Source organism: Algirhabdus cladophorae (genome assembly GCF_044772865.1).
GTDB classification, from domain to species: domain Bacteria; phylum Pseudomonadota; class Alphaproteobacteria; order Rhodobacterales; family Rhodobacteraceae; genus Algirhabdus; species Algirhabdus cladophorae.
Window position 1 is genome coordinate 2,073,702 of sequence record NZ_CP173029.1, and the last position, 15,886, is coordinate 2,089,587.

Genomic DNA, 15,886 nt, shown 5'->3' on the forward strand with positions numbered 1-15,886 from the left:
CGCTAAAGGTGTGCAGGTCAGGATTTTGCCACGTCGTCCTCGTTGAGGTTCAACGCCGCAAGCCCGCTTTCGCCCAGTGGAATTGTCGAAAATGGCCCGCCGTGGCACATATTGGCCGCATCTTGGGGATCTAGTGGCCCGTATTCAGCATAGATCTCTTTGGCATAGGCTTCGGCATTATCTTTGGGATGGTAGCCCAGATGCCGGGCCTTCGTGTTGTCCACCGGGGCACGGTCATTGTTTGAGACACCGTAAACCACGGAAAATCCTACGATAGGCGTGTCGATGGCGCGTTCGACCATGTGGATCAGGTCATCATAGCTAAGCCATGTGCCAACTGCGCGCGGATTGGTCGGTTGCGCTGCGGACAGAATGCGCATGCACACAGCCTCGACCCCGCGTTTATCCCAATACATGCTCGCCAGATCCTCGGCAAAGCATTTGGCAAGACCATAAAAGGTGTCCGGGCGATGCGGCGCATCAATGCCAATGAAATCCGTCTTTTTGTGCATGCCAACCGCATGGATTGACGAGGCATAAACCACGCGGCGCACCCCGTTGCGATAGGCCGCTTCCCAGATGTTATAGGCCCCTATAAAGTTAGGCCCCAAAAGCGTTTCAAACGGGGCTTCATCACCGATCGCGCCAAAATGCACAACCATATCGGCGCCCTCCAGCAGGGCCTCCATCGCTGGCAAATCCGCCAGATCGGCCTGCACATAGCGTTCGCCATCGTGCAGTGACGTAGGCGCCTCAAGGATATCGGTGCTGACCAATTCATCGCAAAGTTTCGACAAGGGTTCGCGCAAATAGGATCCCAAACGGCCACGAGCCCCGGTTAAAACAAGCTTTTTCATAGTCTTACGATCCTTTTTGCACGTTAAATGACGGCTTTTTCGATGATAGGTGTGTTATTGGGAATGCGCGCGTAGTTGAACGGGCTCAGATCCAGCGCGCGGTACTCGCCGTAGGTCAGCCATTCCGCCGTTGCGCGCCCCATGGCAGGCGATTGTTGCAGCCCGTGGCCGGAAAACCCATTGAGGAAAATGAAGTTTTCGACCTCCGTATGGGGGCCAAGAACCGCGTTTTGGTCAAAGGTATTGAAGGCATAATGCCCCGCCCATTCTGTGACAACTTTGATCGCTTCAAACTGCGGGATCCGAGTGGCGATGATCGGCCAAACATGGCTTTCCCACCGGCTGTGATCCATGTGGAAGTCGTCAAAATCGACCGCTGGATCAGGATCTGCGGGGCAGCCTGCCAGATAGGTTTTGGGGCCGTCTTGGCGAAAGTGTACGCCAGAGGGATCAATTGTCAGCGGCAAATCGCGATCCAAGGGTTGTTCGGCGGAAAAGATCCAAGTGAACCGTTTGCGCGGCTCAACCGGAATATCCAAGCCCGCCATGGCCGCTGTTCGATTGGCGCGCGGCCCCGAGGCATTGACCACCTGACCACAGCTCACCACCTCACCCGAGGCCAATGTGATGCTCTCGACCCGTGTCCCAGCGGCATTTTTGGTAATCGCGACAACTTCGTTGCTGATGTATTCAACACCGTGATCCTGCGCCGAGCGCCGCCACCAATCAAATACCGTGCCGCCATCCCAATAGCCCTCATCCTTGAGGTTGATGGAGCCAAGCACGAGGTCGTCGACGTTATAAAACGGATAGTTTTGCGCAATTTGGTCTGGCGTCATCAATTGCGTCTCGGCACCTGCGGCCAATTGCACAGACTGATTTTCGCGCAGGGTTTGGGCAAAAGCTTCGGTATCGGCCAAATACATATAGCCATAGTTTTGGATCGTTTGCTCGGGCACGCGGGCATCGCCGATGTGTTCGGGCAGGTTCTTGACGAAATCTGCAGCAAACTGGCTGATTTTGACGTTCAGTTCGGCTGAAAACTGTTGGCGCATACAGCTGTTGGTATGAGCGGTCGAAGAGTTTTCGTAGCTGGGATCACGTTCCACAACCAAAACCCGCCCGTCAAAGTCAGGCATCTGGGTTAAGAACCACGCAGCAGAAGATCCCATGATCGCACCCCCGATGATGATCACATCATAGGTGCTGTGGTGCGGCGTCGCTAACTGCCCTTTCATTCAAGTCTCTCCTTGATCACGTGTTTTTAGAACCTCAGCCGCTGCAGCGGCACTTAGACCATACACGTCCTGTGCCACTTCAACCGAGATATACCCCCGTGCCAAGTCCTGTTTGACCAAATCGGGGTCGCGATCCTTTGGCGCGCCGTAACCACCGCCCCCCGGGAAGGCCATCATGACTTTGCGGCCGTGGGGCACAAATTGTTTGCCTTTCACGCGCATCGCCGTGCCATCATCCAAAGCAATTGTGGTCGCAGCCCCCTCGGCCCCGCCGTTTCGGCCTTTGGCAGGGTGCTGTCCCCGGTCAAACATCGCTTGGATATCAAATTCAAAGCCGGGCATAGCGCCTACTTCCATGAACTGGCCCAATCCGCCGCGCGTGGCCCCTGCACCACCAGAATCGGGCCGCAATTCTTTGCGCCAGACGATCACGGGCCCTGCATGTTCTGTGGCCTCAATAGGCATAGTCATCACCCCGGATGGAAACGCTGTGGCACTTAGCCCATCATGGTTGGGCCGCGCACCAGAGCCGCCTGAATTAAAGGTCAAAACCTCTGATCGTTTGGCATCAGGCGGTGTGGGCTGATCCGCGGCGGGGCGCAAACTGACCTGAAAGTTGCACAGGCATCCGGCCCCTTCTGCAGGTACAACACCGGGCACGATCTGATCAAAGGCATTGAACACTGCATCGGGCACAAAATGCCCAACGATGTGGCGCAAAGCCACGGGGGCTGGATGGACCGCGTTCACAATCGTATTGTCCAGCGCCGTGATCTGAAACGGAGCAAGGGACGCGTGATTGTTAGGGATTTCGGGTGCAATAGCGACCTTCAGCGCATAACACGCGTAGGCTTTGGTATAAACCAGCGGGCAGTTGATGCCCTTTTTGTCCACACCGCTGGTCCCCGTGAAATCCGACACGATCCTGTCGCCTAAAATTCGTACTGTCACGTTCAATGTGATTGGCGTGTCGAACCCATCCATGACCAGCGATCCCGTGGCCTCGGTCTGGGGTAAAGCGGCAATGGCTTTGAGTGTCGCGGCACGGGAGTTTTCAAAGATAAAGGTTGCGATCCCGTCCAAATCCGGCAGATCAAATTCGGCCATCATATCGATCAACCGCCGATGTCCGATCTCGTTACAGGTGGCCAAGGCGTACATATCACCGATCAACTGATCCGGTTCACGCACATTGCCGCGCACGATGCGAATAAGGGTTTGATCCACTTCGCCGCGCTCGGCAAATTTCATAATCGGCAGATAAAGACCCTCTTCGTAGATGCTGGCGGCATCTGCGCCGAAGCCGCGCCCACCGATGTCCACGATATGGGCCGTACAAGCGAAAAACCCGATCAACTGGCCGCGATAAAACGACGGGCTGACCATGGTGATGTCGTGCAAATGCCCAGTGCCTTCCCACGGATCATTGGTCACATACACATCGCCTTCAAACATCTGATCAAATCCGATGCGCCGGATAAAATGCGCCACTGCATCCGCCATGGCATTCACATGCCCCGGTGTCCCTGTAACCGCTTGTGCCAACATGCGCCCTTGGGTGTCATAAACCCCAGCAGAGAGATCCCCAGCCTCACGCACAGAGGTGGAAAAGGCTGTGCGCACAAGGGCTTGGGCCTGTTCTTCGACCACGGAAATCAGCCTATTCCACATCACATGATAGGCAACTTTTGAGACGTTTGAACTCATCGGGCCTCTCCCTTGTGCGCAGGTGTGATGTCGAGGCATCCGTCTGATTGGCGCAGGCCAGTGCGGCTGGCAGGCAGGATGATCGTGGTTTCCAATTCAGTGATCACGGCAGGCCCTGCGATGGTCTGACCCGTGGTCATGACCGACCGCTCAGCCACAGTTGCAGTGCCAAAATCGCCGAGGGCTGCATCAAAAACAGGCCGTGTTCCTGTGGCCGTGGCCGGTTGCGCCGCCTCGGCCTGATCTACAGGTGCAACAGGCGTGGGCGGAGTGGTGGCGTTCACGGACCAGACGGTAATCTCTACATCCAAGCCTTCGACGGGACGGCCAAACAGTTTGGTATATTCTGCATCAAAACGCGCACGAAACTGGGCAGGGTCCGGGTTTGCAGCCTCAGCGGTGCTCAGCACAATAGGGATTTCCCAGCCTTGCCCTGTGTAGCGCATATAGGCTTTAAATTCGGCGATGATCGGACTGTGGGCATCACAGCTGCGCACGAATTGCGTGGCTTCTGTTTGCAATTGCGCCAGCAGGTCCGTCACTGCGGCGGCATCAAAGGCACTGAGACGCATGTAAACAGACCGGTTGGCCTCGAAACTAAACGGTGCGCGCAAAAAGCCGATGGCCGACCCCACCCCTGCCCCGGGCGGGACAAGACAGCGCGAAACACCTAATTTTTCGCACAACCGTGCGGCATGCAGCGGCGCGGCCCCGCCAAAGGCAATCATGGTGTATTCGGCCAGATCCTCGCCGTTTTCCACTGCATGAACTCGGGCAGCATTGGCCATGTTTTCATCCACAACCTCGGCCACGCCAAAGGCCGCCTCGGTCGCCGTCATCTCCAGCGCGGTGCCTACATGGGTTTCAAATGCGGTTTGCGCCGCTTGGGTGTCCAACGGAATAGTGCCCCCGGCAAACTGGTCGGGATCCAGCTTGCCCAATACAAGATCAGCATCCGTCACCGCAGGACGTGCGCCACCACGGCCGTAACACGCAGGTCCCGGTTCGGACCCTGCACTTTCCGGCCCAACGCGGATCTGCGACAGGCTATCGACATGTGCCAGACTGCCGCCACCTGCACCGATTTCCACCATATCAATTACTGGGATCGAGATCGGCATGCCCGACCCCTTTTTGAACCGATAGGTTCGGGCCACTTCAAAGACCCTGCTGGTTTTGGGCGTTTGATCTTTGATCAGGCAAATCTTGGCTGTGGTGCCCCCCATATCAAAGCTGAGGACCTTGTCCAAACCATAGCGCGCCGCAATGTGGGCTGCAAAAACAGCACCGCCTGCTGGCCCACTTTCGACCAAACGCACAGGGAAGTCAGCGGCGTTCTGGATCGAGATGATCCCCCCTCCCGAGTGCATCAAAAAGATCCGGCAGGCCACTCCTTCGGTCTGCATGCGCGCCTCAAGCCGCCCCAGATAGGAGGCCATGAGCGGCTTGATATAGGCGTTGGCCACAACCGTGTTGAACCGTTCGTATTCGCGCATCTGGGGCGAGACTTCGCAAGACAGCGACACGGCCACTTGGGGCAGTTTTTGCGCCAAGACCTCGCGGATCATCTGTTCATGGGACGGGTTCAGATAGGAATGGATCAGGCCAACAGCGACGCTTTCGACACCGGCCTTTGCGATCTGTTCGACCACAGCCTCAATATCAGCGCGCTCAAGTGGGATCATCACCTGCCCCTTGGCATTGACGCGTTCGGCAAGGGTAAAGCGCATCTGACGCGGCAACAAAGGTTCCGGCAAGGTCAGGTTCAAATCATACTGTTCAAACCGGCTTTCCGTGCGCATTTCAATCACGTCACGAAACCCGCTGGTGGTGATCAAAGCGGTCTTTGCACCGCGCCGTTCGATCAAAGCGTTGGTGGCCAAGGTCGTCCCGTGGATTACTTGCCCGATCTGCGCGGGATCGATGCCTGCCTTGGCGCAAACCTGATGCATGCCCTCGACAATGGCAGCCTCGGGGGCTGCATAAGTTGTCAGGACTTTAGTGGAATATTGCTGAGGCCCTGTTTCACCCGGCACTTCAAGCACCAGATCCGTAAAGGTCCCACCAATATCAACGCCCAAACGGGCCATGTCAGATGTCGTTGATTTCATCCGCTCAGAGTGGCGCATTTACCCCCCGCCGACAAATTCAAAAAATCTATTGGCGTGATAGGAATTTGTGATCAACGGCTGGTGGGGCTTTATTTCGCAAGCGCCAAGATTTCTAAACCAATCATGTCAGCATTGGGGTATCAAGGCTTTTGGGCACGGGGCACCGGATGTGATGGCAGGCGTCTTTGACGGCAGGAACTTGGTGCAAAAACACTTAGGATCTGCAAGCGGCGCCATCTACTTGCCAGCGCGAACGTCGCGCACCCAGGCTACAATCGTCTCGCGCGCCGCTTGGTCCATTTGAATTGCATTGGGCGGCGGCATCGCATGGCTTAGCCCCGCTTGCAGATAGATCTGATCGGCATTGCGCGCCACATCACCCGGCGTTTCAAGGTGAACGCCTTTAGGCGCCCACAGCATGTTGCCCCAAACCGGTTCACGGGCGTGGCACATGGAACAATTCCCAATCACTGCATCATAAGCCGCGTCAAACCCGGCAGCGGATGCATACTTTTGCTCATAGGCCGTCAGATCGCGAGCCTCGGCGTCTTGCCAAGTCTCGGTGGGGCGCACTGACGACAGCCAAGCGATGGCGATCATCAAGATGATTGTTACGGCCCATGTCCAATGGGGCCCTTTGCCGGTTTTGTGCATCGTATTGAAGAAATGGCGGATCGTGACCCCGGTCAAAAAGATCAGGCTGGCGATGATCCAAGCATAGGGCGTTGCAAAGGACAGCGGGTAGTGGTTGGACAACATCAAGAACACAACGGGCAAGGTCAAATAGTTGTTGTGGGTCGAGCGCAGCTTGGCGATCGCGCCATACTTGGCATCCGGGGTTCGGCCAGCTTTGAGGTCTGCCACCACGATGCGTTGATTGGGCATAATGATGAAAAAGACGTTCGCTGTCATGATCGTCGCTGTGAATGCCCCAAGATGCAAAAGCGCCGCGCGGCCCGTGAAAATCTGGTTGTACCCCCATGACATCACCACCAGCAACGCAAACAACACCAGCATCAAAACTGTTGGATGATCTTTCAAGCCACGCTTGCACATTTGGTCGTAGACCAGCCAACCAATGGTCAGCGACAAGCCAGAAATGACGATGCCTTGCCATAGGGTCAGATCCGCCTTGGTAGGGTCAAGCAAGTACAATTCGCCCCCAACCCAGTAGATGATCATCATCAATCCAGCACCCGATAGCCACGTCGAATAGCTTTGCCATTTATGCCAGGTCAGATGCTCGGGCAGTCGCGCCGGTGCGACAAGGTATTTGGTTGTATGATAAAACCCGCCGCCGTGGACTTCCCATTCTTCGCCGTAGGCCCCTTCTGGCATGCCCGGGGCAGGTTTCAGCATCAGATCCAACGCGATGAAGTAGAAGGATGCCCCAATCCACGCCATTGCAGTGATCACGTGTAACCATCGCACCGAGAAGGCTATCCATTCCCAAATGACCGCCAGATCATACATCCCTCAACTCCCTCATGCGCTGTAAAAGAAGGTTATGCGATTAACTATGCCTCTGGTATCGCCGCACGGCGCCAAAGAGTATCAAAAAATGTCGGATAGGGTCATATCTGTGAAACATCCAACCATTTGTCCGTGTCCATAGATCCAGATCGACAGAATTAGTCACAGGTTTGCCTCTGGCTGTGATCCGCAATTGCCGACAAAGGTCACCTTCTCACGAATTCTGCAATCAGGGGACCCCCTTGGCGCGCACTACGCACCTTTTGGCCCGAAAACTCGAATACCTGAGATCCATACACATCTTCCCCGCGGGATCGATCAATCCAATTGGCTTGAAGCCTTTGGCGGACCAAACCTATGGATTTCTAAACACTGCAGGGTGTCTAAGCACTGTAGGGGGGTATGGCGGAAGCTCAGGGATTCGAACCCTGGGAGGACTTTCACCCTCGTCGGTTTTCAAGACCGGTGCATTCGACCACTCTGCCAAGCTTCCGTTGGACGGGTGTTTAGCCTGTCAGATTTGATTCTAAAAGCCCAACCAACATCGTCGCGCGACATGCCCATTCTAGACGCGCCAGAGAAAAGCCGCCCATACACTCACAGGTGATGGCGTGGCATCTTCCCAAACAGGCCACAAACCGCTAGTGTCGCGCATGATAGAACCGCTCCGATCAACGAGAGTGCGCACAGGCAACTTAAGACAGCAGGATCCACCCATGATCACCCGCAGGCATATGTATCCCAGAACTCTGGTTCCGCTCGTAGCATCCGTTTCCTTTTTGGTCCTTGCGGGCTGCGAGGGCAGCACGTTTGAAAACCCATTTAAGGCCAAAGATAGCCTGTCTGAAACCGCGCCGCTTGGACCTGTGACAGGCGATGTAACCGAACGTGACGTTGAAGCACCGGAGGTGTTTTCAGTCAGCGAACCGGGCCTTTGGGATGGTCGCCCATCGCTGGGCGGCGTTTGGGTGGCCCATCCCGATGTGGTCGACGCTGGTCGCGTGATCATTCGCAACACCAAAAACGATAAGTTCGTGATCGGGGCCTTGTTCCGCCGCGAACGGGACAATCCGGGGCCTGCCTTGCAAGTCTCAAGTGATGCGGCTGAAGCCTTAGACATATTGGCAGGCGCCCCTACAGCAATGAGCGTGATTGCCCTGCGCCGCGAGGCCGTGCCCGTGGCCCCTGCCCCGACAGAACCCGTGATCGCAGAAGAAACACTGGAAAATGTGCCAGACGCCCCCGCGATCGAGGCCACACCACTGGATCCCATTGCCGAGACAGCCAGCGCCGCTATTGCTGCTGCCGAGGCAACCCCAGCCCCTGCGCCCACACCAGCTGCAGTCGCAGCCCCCAAACCACAGGCAAGCAGCCTCAGCAAACCCTTCATTCAATTGGGCATTTTCAGTGTCGAAGCCAACGCACGCAACACGGCCACTGCCATGCGACAAATCGGCGTTGTCCCTACGGTTCGCAAACAATCGAGCAAGGGCAAAACGTTCTGGCGTGTCGTGGTGGGCCCTGCCACCACCAGTTCCGAACGCGCCGCTTTGTTGAAAAAGATCAAAGCCCAAGGGTTTGAAGACGCCTATTTTGTGACCAACTAACCCACCCGATCTGTTACCCAAAAGGACCGACGTTGTCATGTTTCTGCGCATCACCGCCCTCGCTCTTTCCCTGATCACAGCCAGCACATCTGTGCAGGCCTTCGAGACCCGCGCCTCGGCGGCCTATGTGGTGGATCAAACCACGGGCACAGTGTTGCTCAACAAGAACGCCGACACGCCGCTACCGCCTGCCTCGATGTCCAAGCTCATGACGCTCTATATGGCTTTTGAGGCGATTGCTGATGGTCGTTTACGCCTTGATGAGCGTTTGCTGGTGTCAAAGCATGCCATGGATTATGGCGGTTCGACCTTGTTCTTGAAGGCTGGTGAGCGCGTTACGGTCGAGGAGTTGATCCGCGGCATCATCGTTTTGTCCGGCAATGACGCCTGCGCAGTCATCGCCGAAGCGCTATCCGTTGATGGCACCGAAGCAGGCTTTGCGCGCATGATGACCGAAAAAGCGGTCAGTATGGGCATGACCCAATCAACATTTGCCAACTCCAATGGATGGCCCGCTGCAGGACACCGGATGTCGATGAAAGATCTGGCTGTGTTGGCGGATAAATTGATCAAGGACTATCCGACATATTACCCGCTTTTTGCCCAAAAAGAGTTCATGTTCGACGAGACCGAAAGCCAAAACCGCTTTAATCGCAACCCTTTATTGGGTTTGGGGATCGGCGCGGATGGGCTTAAAACCGGCCATACTCAGGAGGCAGGATACGGCCTGACAGGATCCGCCAAACAAGGCGATCGTCGCATCATCTTTGTGCTGACTGGATTGCAAACTGCGGACGCGCGCGCCGAAGAAGCGGAAAAAATTGTCAACTGGGCTTTCCGTCAGTTTGTTCAAAAGGACGTGGTCAAGGCCGGCACGGCGATTGCCAGTGCCGAAGTGTGGAACGGGGCCACAGACACTGTTGGTTTGGTTCCCGCCTCTGATCTGTCCTTGCTTGTGCCTGCGCTGCAAAAAGACACGCTGGAGGCCACGGTATCCTACAAAGGCCCGTTTGAGGCCCCAATCGCTGCAGGCGATGCTTTGGGCGAATTGGTGATTTCAATTGACGGCCTGCCCGAGACACGCGTGCCTTTGGTGGCGGCCTCGGATGTGGCACGGGGCGGATTTGTGCCGCGCATGCGCACTGCCACCAGCGTCTTGATGCGCCAGTTCACAACGGTCGAGCCTGCCTTGTAAATGTCCGCCAAGTTTATCACGTTCGAAGGCATTGATGGCTCCGGCAAGTCCACGCAATCGCGACTGTTGGCAGAGCATCTGACGCAGAACGGTGCACAGAACCATCTGACCCGCGAACCCGGCGGGGCACCGGGTGCCGAGGATATCCGCCGTCTTTTGGTAGAAGGCGATCCTGATAGATGGTCTGCAGAAACCGAAATCCTGCTCTTTACCGCCGCCCGACGTGATCATTTGGAACGTACAATCCAGCCTAAGCTGACCCAAGGCATCACTGTGATCAGTGATCGGTTTGCCGACAGCACCCGCGTCTACCAAGGCGCAACCCGCGGCGATTTGCGTGGGGTCGTTGATACACTCCACAGCACAATGATCAAAAAAGAACCCGATCTGACCTTTGTCATTGATATGGATCCGAAAATGGCCCTTTCACGCGGCTTGGCACGTGGTAGCGGCGAAGATCGGTTCGAGGACATGGGCCTTACGTTCCAAGAAAAACTGCGCTCGGGCTTTCAGGCCCTCTGCCAAGAATTCCCCGACCGCTGCCGTTTGATAAATGGCAACCGCGCGCCCGACGACGTGGCCGCCGACATCCGCAATCATTTTCACGCTTTTTCTGTGTAATAGGTCTTTGCCGGAGGCCTGTTTGTACCTGTTGCGCGTCCGTCAGGACGCGCCACCGGCGATGTGCACCGCACAGCGCAATCCCTGTTTGTAACTCGCCCCGCCCCGTGGCACATAAATCCCATGTGTGCCAAAGCAGCCCTTGATGAAATGGATATTCCGCAACCCGACAAATTGGACGGGGTGCCACATCCGCGCGACACCCGAAGGTTGTTCGGCCAAGCCCCCGCTGAGGCAGCCTTTGTGGAGGCGCTGAATTCGGATCGTTTGCATCATGCGTGGTTGATCCGTGGCCCGCGCGGCATCGGCAAGGCAACACTGTCATGGCGCATCGCGCGAACGTTGCTGACGACCAATCCTGTTGATGCTGGCGATATGTTTGGCGATCCTGCCCCCATCGCCAGCTTAGACGTGGACCCAGATCATCCGGTCGCACGTCGCATGGCCGCGGGATCCGAACCGCGCTTGGCCCTTGTGCGTATCCCATTTGATCTGAAGACCGAAAAGCTCAGAACAGAAATCACTGTTGACGAAATCCGCAAACTCAAAACCGCTTTCACCTTTGCAGCTACAGACGGCGGTCGGCGGGTCGTGATCATCGACAGTGCCGATCAAATGAACGTAGCCGCTGCCAATGCCTTGCTGAAACTGTTGGAAGAACCGCCAGAAAACACCACTTTGTTGCTGGTCACCCATCAGCCGTCCAGGTTGTTACCGACGATCCGTTCGCGGTGCCGCGAATTGCGCTGCACGCCCCTATCGCCAGATGATCTTGGCGCGGCCCTTGCCCAAACCGGTGCCGAACTGACAGCGCCCGCAGATCAACTGGCCGCCCTTGCTACAGGTTCGGTGGGCGACAGCCTGCGCTATGATCAAGGCGGCGGTCTGACGATATACACGGCTCTGATCAGCCTTTGGGGTCAATCAAACACAGCAGACCGACCCGCCACACTGCGCTTGGCCGAAGCCTGTGCAGGACCTGCAAACAAGGACCGCTTTGATCTGACCCTGACAATGCTTGGGCTTTTGATGGCGCGCATGGCCAAGGCAGGCGTTACAGGTGCAGCAGGTCCCGAGGCCTGCCCCAATGAGGCGCATATCTTGGCGCGCCTTTGCCCAACACCCAAAGCCGCACAAAGCTATGCGACCCTGCAACAGGACCTAAGCGCCCGAGCCGCCCATGCCCGCGCAGTAAATCTTGACCCTGTGGCATTGATCCTTGATATGGTTCTCAAGATTGATCAGACCGTGGCGCAACAGGCAAAAAGGGTGCCATAATGTCCTTACCTCTCCTCGTTGACAGCCATTGCCATCTGGACTTTCCGGACTTTGATGCAGAACGCCCTGACGTCATCGAACGGGCATTGGCCGCAGGCGTCCATAAAATGGTGACGATCTGCACCAAACTCCGTCTGGAACCACAGGTTCGCGCCATCGCCGAGGCCTACCCACAGGTTTACTACGCAGCGGGGACGCATCCTATGTCGGCCGCTGATGAACCCCTTGTCAGTGTTGATGACTTGGTTGCCTTGACCGCCCATCCCAAAATGGTCGGCATCGGCGAAACCGGCCTTGATTACCACTACACAGCCGACAGCAAAGAGATCCAGAAAACCTCGCTGGCGGTGCATATCGAAGCGGCTCAGCGCACCGGTCTACCGCTGATCATTCATGCGCGCGCCGCTGATGATGACATGGCCGAAATTCTGACGTCTCACTTTAAGAACGCGCCTTATACCTGTGTCATGCATTGCTTTTCCTCCAGCACAGCGCTTGCCAAGGCCGCCTTGGATCTGGATTTCTACCTCAGCATGTCCGGTATCGCAGCCTTCCCAAAATCACAGGAGCTGCGCGATATTTTCACCGCAGCGCCGCTAAACCGGATCCTTGTGGAAACCGACAGCCCCTATCTGGCCCCGCCGCCCTACCGCGGCAAACGCAACGAGCCCAGCTATACGGTTCACACAGCCCAAAAGGGAGCACAAGCCTTTGGCATCGATTACGAAGCTTTTGCCAAGGCCACCACTGACAACTTTCACCGCCTGTTTGCAAAGGCGATCTAATGGGTGAATTGCGGTTTACTATATTGGGCTGCGGCTCGTCTGGGGGCGTGCCACGTTTGGGCGGGCATTGGGGGGCGTGTGATCCCAACAACCCCAAAAACCGCCGCCGCCGCTGTTCTCTATTGATCGAACAGGAGACTGCAGACGGCACGACACGTATCTTGATCGACACCTCCCCCGACATGCGTGCCCAACTGTTGGATGCCGAGGTCGGCGCATTGGACGCTGTTGTCTACACCCACGCCCATGCAGATCACGTGCACGGGTTGGATGATCTGCGCATGATCGTTTTCAACATGCGCGAGCGTCTTCAAGTTTGGGCTGATGCCCCTACTCAAAAAGACCTCTATGCGCGGTTTGGCTATGCCTTTATCCAACCCCAAGGCTCCAGCTACCCACCGATTCTGGAGATGAACACAATCGATGGTCCACTTGAGATTTCAGGCGCTGGGGGCACGGTGCGACTGATCCCGTTCAAAGCAAAACATGGTGGCATGGATGCTTTGGGCTTTCGCATTCGCGACTTTGCTTATTTGCCCGATGTGGCCGACCTTTACGAGGACGCTTGGCAGCATCTGGACGGGCTTGATTGCTGGGTATTGGATGCCCTGCGGCGCACGACGCATCCTACACATATCAACCTCGACACAGCCCTTGAATGGTTTGTCAAAGTAGGCACCAAGCGAGGCATTTTGACCAATATGCACATCGACCTTGATCACGCGACGGTGCAGGCCGAAACCCCTCAAAACGTTGATGCAGCCTTTGACGGTATGACCATTCGGTACAATCTCTGATGCAGGCCCTGCTGGACGTCATCCTGCCCGTGTTTTTGGTGATTGGGTTTGGATACGCTGCAGCAAAACGGGACTTGATATCCGATGAGGCAATTGATGGTTTGGTGCGCTTTACGCAAAACTTTGCAATCCCCTGCCTTTTGTTCCGCTCAATCAGCCAGCTTGATCTGGGGGTCTATTTCCACCCCAGCCTCTTGTTTAGCTATTATGGCCCTGCAACCGTGTGTTTTGTACTGGGTATTGTGGGCGCGCGGGCGATTTTTAAACGCCCGATGCAAGACAGCGTCGCCATCGGGTTCTGCTGCCTTTTTGCAAATTCCGTGCTCTTGGGCCTGCCCATTACCGAACGCGCTTATGGCGAGAGTGAGCTGGACGCAAACTTTGCGCTCATCGCGATCAATGCACCGTTTTGCTATGGGTTGGGCATCATAACGATGGAAATTGTGCGCAATCAAGGGGGTGGTTTTCTGGCCACCTCCCGCGCCATTGTTGACACAGTCTTTCACAACGCGCTGATTATCGCGATTGGTTTGGGATTTTTGGTCAACCTGACTGGCCTGCCTCTGCCCGGGGTGTTGACCGACGCGCTTGATATGATGATCCTTGCTGCCCTGCCTGCGGCGATCTTTAGTCTTGGGGGCGTGTTGACCCGTTACAAATTGGAAGGCGACCTGATGGTCGCCCTGATGATTTGTGGTATCGTCCTAATCCTGCGCCCGATCCTGACCTATGGCATGGCAAGCCAATTTACCCTGACGGAGAACGCTTTGCGCAGTGCGACGCTAACGGCTGCAATGGCGCCGGGGATCAATGCTTATGTCTTTGCCAATATGTACGGCGTCGCCAAACGCGTCGCCGCCTCAAGCATCTTGATTGCAACGGGTCTGAGCCTGATCACGGTTTGGATATGGCTGATTGTTTTGCCCTGATGGGCAATGCCTCTGGCGGGGATATTTGAACAAAGAAGAAGGTTGTTTCTTTTTTCTATAAATACTCAATCCCCGGCCTAATGCGGGGAAATGCCCCTTAATCGTTCAGACCTGCGTCTCAGCAATTCTACAACTGTCAGCAGAAGGATCGAGATAATCACCAGAATCGTGGCGACAGCCAGAATGGTGGGGCTGATTTGTTCGCGGATGCCCGAGAACATCTGACGTGGGATCGTGCGTTGTTTCACATCCGCGACTTGCAGCACGACGACCACTTCATCAAAACTGGTGATAAAGGCAAACAGCGCCCCAGAGATAACCCCGGGCAGGATCAGTGGCATCTGGATCTTGAAGAATGTGCGCACAGGGCCTGCGCCCATATTCGCCGCAGCCCGGGTCAGTGAATTGTCAAAGCCGACCAAAGTGGCCGTCACCGTGATGATAACAAAAGGCGTCCCCAAAACTGCGTGGGCCAGGATCAGCCCCATATAGGATTTGGCCAGCCCAACCTGGCTGTAGAAATAGAAGATGCCCGAGGCAGTGATCACAAGTGGCACAATCATCGGCGAAATCAGCAAGGCCATAATCGCACGGCGATAGGGCATCTCGTTCCGGCTGAGGCCAATAGCGGCGAGCGTGCCAAAGCCTGTGGCCAAGATGGTCGCCCAAAAGCCGATGTAGAAACTGTTTTTTACCGAACGCACCCATTGGGCGTTGTTCCACATGTCGGCCCACCAGCCGTCGATCGCCTCGGGGGCAGCCATCCCGTTCTTGAGGATGTCCCAGTACCAGCGCAGAGAATAGCCTTCCGGGTTTAGGCTAAGCATTTCAGGCGTAAAGCTAAAGTAGGGTTGTTGGTTGAACGACAAAGGGATCAAAATGATGATCGGCGTGATCAAAAAGACAAAGATCGCGCCGCAAATGAACCGAAAAACGTAGAACCACAGCACTTGTCCTGAGGTCGCATAAGGGGGCTGCGGCAAGCGATAATCGCCCGAGTTCAGCCATTGCGCCATACCGCCCACAATCCATCCCAAGAGCCCCACAAGAAGGCCGTAAGAAAAGCTGAAAGCAACAGTGCCCAGCACCATCAATGCCAGCGCACAGGCTGCCCGCGCCATGATCTTTGACGGCAATTTAGTGGCCACAAAGGCAAGCGCAGCAAACACGACGGCGCCAATCATCAAATAGGGGACCATCCGTGCAAACTGGCCCTGGGCGCTGAGAAACCCGACTATAGCCCCAAAACCACCAGTCCAGGCAAGGGTGAACCACATCGGCGGTTGCG

13 protein-coding genes and 1 tRNA gene are annotated in these 15,886 nt (G+C 56.0%); 7 read left to right on the forward strand and 7 right to left on the reverse strand.

Translation table 11 applies throughout. The features are described from left to right. Positions 1-17: 17 nt before the first annotated feature. The 6 genes from ACIRQ6_RS09985 to ACIRQ6_RS10010 form a co-directional block, all read right to left on the reverse strand. A complete protein-coding gene (locus tag ACIRQ6_RS09985; RefSeq protein WP_420860442.1) occupies positions 18-857 on the reverse strand; it encodes an NAD-dependent epimerase/dehydratase family protein in 840 nt (279 codons plus the stop codon). A 23-nt stretch (positions 858-880) separates the two neighbouring features. Further along, on the reverse strand, positions 881-2,095 hold the full coding sequence (locus ACIRQ6_RS09990) for an NAD(P)/FAD-dependent oxidoreductase (protein ID WP_420860443.1): 1,215 nt from the start codon (positions 2,093-2,095) through the stop codon (positions 881-883). Beyond that, positions 2,096-3,802: a hydantoinase B/oxoprolinase family protein gene (locus ACIRQ6_RS09995; RefSeq protein WP_420860444.1), complete on the reverse strand. Its 1,707-nt coding sequence runs from the start codon at positions 3,800-3,802 to the stop codon at positions 2,096-2,098. Continuing rightward, a complete protein-coding gene (locus ACIRQ6_RS10000) occupies positions 3,799-5,913 on the reverse strand; it encodes a hydantoinase/oxoprolinase family protein (protein WP_420860445.1) in 2,115 nt (704 codons plus the stop codon). Before ACIRQ6_RS10000 ends, ACIRQ6_RS09995 begins: the two co-directional genes overlap by 4 nt. Positions 5,914-6,150: 237 nt before the next feature. Next, entirely contained in the window at positions 6,151-7,386 is a 1,236-nt protein-coding gene (locus ACIRQ6_RS10005) for a urate hydroxylase PuuD (RefSeq protein WP_420860446.1), read from the reverse strand. Between the two features lie 403 nt (positions 7,387-7,789). After that, positions 7,790-7,879 (reverse strand) — tRNA-Ser (locus tag ACIRQ6_RS10010). 223 nt (positions 7,880-8,102) lie between these two features. Here ACIRQ6_RS10010 and ACIRQ6_RS10015 point away from each other — a divergent pair. From ACIRQ6_RS10015 to ACIRQ6_RS10045, 7 genes are all read left to right on the forward strand, one after another. Next, positions 8,103-8,993 carry an SPOR domain-containing protein gene (locus ACIRQ6_RS10015; protein WP_420860447.1) on the forward strand — a complete coding sequence of 297 codons (891 nt, stop codon included), beginning with the start codon at positions 8,103-8,105 and terminating at the stop codon, positions 8,991-8,993. A 37-nt stretch (positions 8,994-9,030) separates the two neighbouring features. Next, on the forward strand, positions 9,031-10,188 hold the full coding sequence (locus ACIRQ6_RS10020; RefSeq protein ID WP_420860448.1) for a D-alanyl-D-alanine carboxypeptidase family protein: 1,158 nt from the start codon (positions 9,031-9,033) through the stop codon (positions 10,186-10,188). Next, positions 10,189-10,809 (forward strand): dTMP kinase, encoded by a 621-nt coding sequence (gene tmk / locus ACIRQ6_RS10025; protein WP_420860449.1) that lies wholly within the window; start codon positions 10,189-10,191, stop codon positions 10,807-10,809. 123 nt (positions 10,810-10,932) lie between these two features. Further along, positions 10,933-12,087, forward strand: coding sequence for a DNA polymerase III subunit delta' (locus ACIRQ6_RS10030; protein ID WP_420860450.1), 1,155 nt, complete (start codon positions 10,933-10,935; stop codon positions 12,085-12,087). Next, the gene (locus ACIRQ6_RS10035) at positions 12,087-12,872 is read left to right on the forward strand and encodes a TatD family hydrolase (protein ID WP_420860451.1); all 786 of its coding nucleotides are present in this window, start codon (positions 12,087-12,089) and stop codon (positions 12,870-12,872) included. Before ACIRQ6_RS10030 ends, ACIRQ6_RS10035 begins: the two co-directional genes overlap by 1 nt. Beyond that, positions 12,872-13,669, forward strand: a complete 798-nt coding sequence (locus ACIRQ6_RS10040) for an MBL fold metallo-hydrolase (protein ID WP_420860452.1) — start codon at positions 12,872-12,874, stop codon at positions 13,667-13,669. The genes ACIRQ6_RS10035 and ACIRQ6_RS10040 overlap by 1 nt, the downstream gene beginning before the upstream one ends. Next, the gene (locus ACIRQ6_RS10045; protein WP_420860453.1) at positions 13,669-14,598 is read left to right on the forward strand and encodes an AEC family transporter; all 930 of its coding nucleotides are present in this window, start codon (positions 13,669-13,671) and stop codon (positions 14,596-14,598) included. Before ACIRQ6_RS10040 ends, ACIRQ6_RS10045 begins: the two co-directional genes overlap by 1 nt. A gap of 77 nt (positions 14,599-14,675) precedes the next feature. On the opposite strand, the gene ACIRQ6_RS10050 is transcribed toward ACIRQ6_RS10045, so the two are convergent. Continuing rightward, complete coding sequence (locus tag ACIRQ6_RS10050; protein ID WP_420863891.1) at positions 14,676-15,875, reverse strand: ABC transporter permease; 1,200 nt, start codon at positions 15,873-15,875, stop codon at positions 14,676-14,678. Positions 15,876-15,886 lie beyond the last annotated feature (11 nt).

What these genes read in the sequence shown, in the direction of transcription:
- ACIRQ6_RS09985 (WP_420860442.1), bottom strand. Translation starts at nt 857, where the DNA reads ATGAAAAAGCTTGTTTTAACCGGGGCTCGTGGCCGTTTGGGATCCTAT.
- ACIRQ6_RS09990 (WP_420860443.1), bottom strand. Translation starts at nt 2,095, where the DNA reads ATGAAAGGGCAGTTAGCGACGCCGCACCACAGCACCTATGATGTGATC.
- ACIRQ6_RS09995 (WP_420860444.1), bottom strand. Translation starts at nt 3,802, where the DNA reads ATGAGTTCAAACGTCTCAAAAGTTGCCTATCATGTGATGTGGAATAGG.
- ACIRQ6_RS10000 (WP_420860445.1), bottom strand. Translation starts at nt 5,913, where the DNA reads ATGAAATCAACGACATCTGACATGGCCCGTTTGGGCGTTGATATTGGT.
- ACIRQ6_RS10005 (WP_420860446.1), bottom strand. Translation starts at nt 7,386, where the DNA reads ATGTATGATCTGGCGGTCATTTGGGAATGGATAGCCTTCTCGGTGCGA.
- ACIRQ6_RS10015 (WP_420860447.1), top strand. Translation starts at nt 8,103, where the DNA reads ATGATCACCCGCAGGCATATGTATCCCAGAACTCTGGTTCCGCTCGTA.
- ACIRQ6_RS10020 (WP_420860448.1), top strand. Translation starts at nt 9,031, where the DNA reads ATGTTTCTGCGCATCACCGCCCTCGCTCTTTCCCTGATCACAGCCAGC.
- tmk (WP_420860449.1), top strand. Translation starts at nt 10,189, where the DNA reads ATGTCCGCCAAGTTTATCACGTTCGAAGGCATTGATGGCTCCGGCAAG.
- ACIRQ6_RS10030 (WP_420860450.1), top strand. Translation starts at nt 10,933, where the DNA reads ATGTGTGCCAAAGCAGCCCTTGATGAAATGGATATTCCGCAACCCGAC.
- ACIRQ6_RS10035 (WP_420860451.1), top strand. Translation starts at nt 12,087, where the DNA reads ATGTCCTTACCTCTCCTCGTTGACAGCCATTGCCATCTGGACTTTCCG.
- ACIRQ6_RS10040 (WP_420860452.1), top strand. Translation starts at nt 12,872, where the DNA reads ATGGGTGAATTGCGGTTTACTATATTGGGCTGCGGCTCGTCTGGGGGC.
- ACIRQ6_RS10045 (WP_420860453.1), top strand. Translation starts at nt 13,669, where the DNA reads ATGCAGGCCCTGCTGGACGTCATCCTGCCCGTGTTTTTGGTGATTGGG.
- ACIRQ6_RS10050 (WP_420863891.1), bottom strand. Translation starts at nt 15,875, where the DNA reads ATGTGGTTCACCCTTGCCTGGACTGGTGGTTTTGGGGCTATAGTCGGG.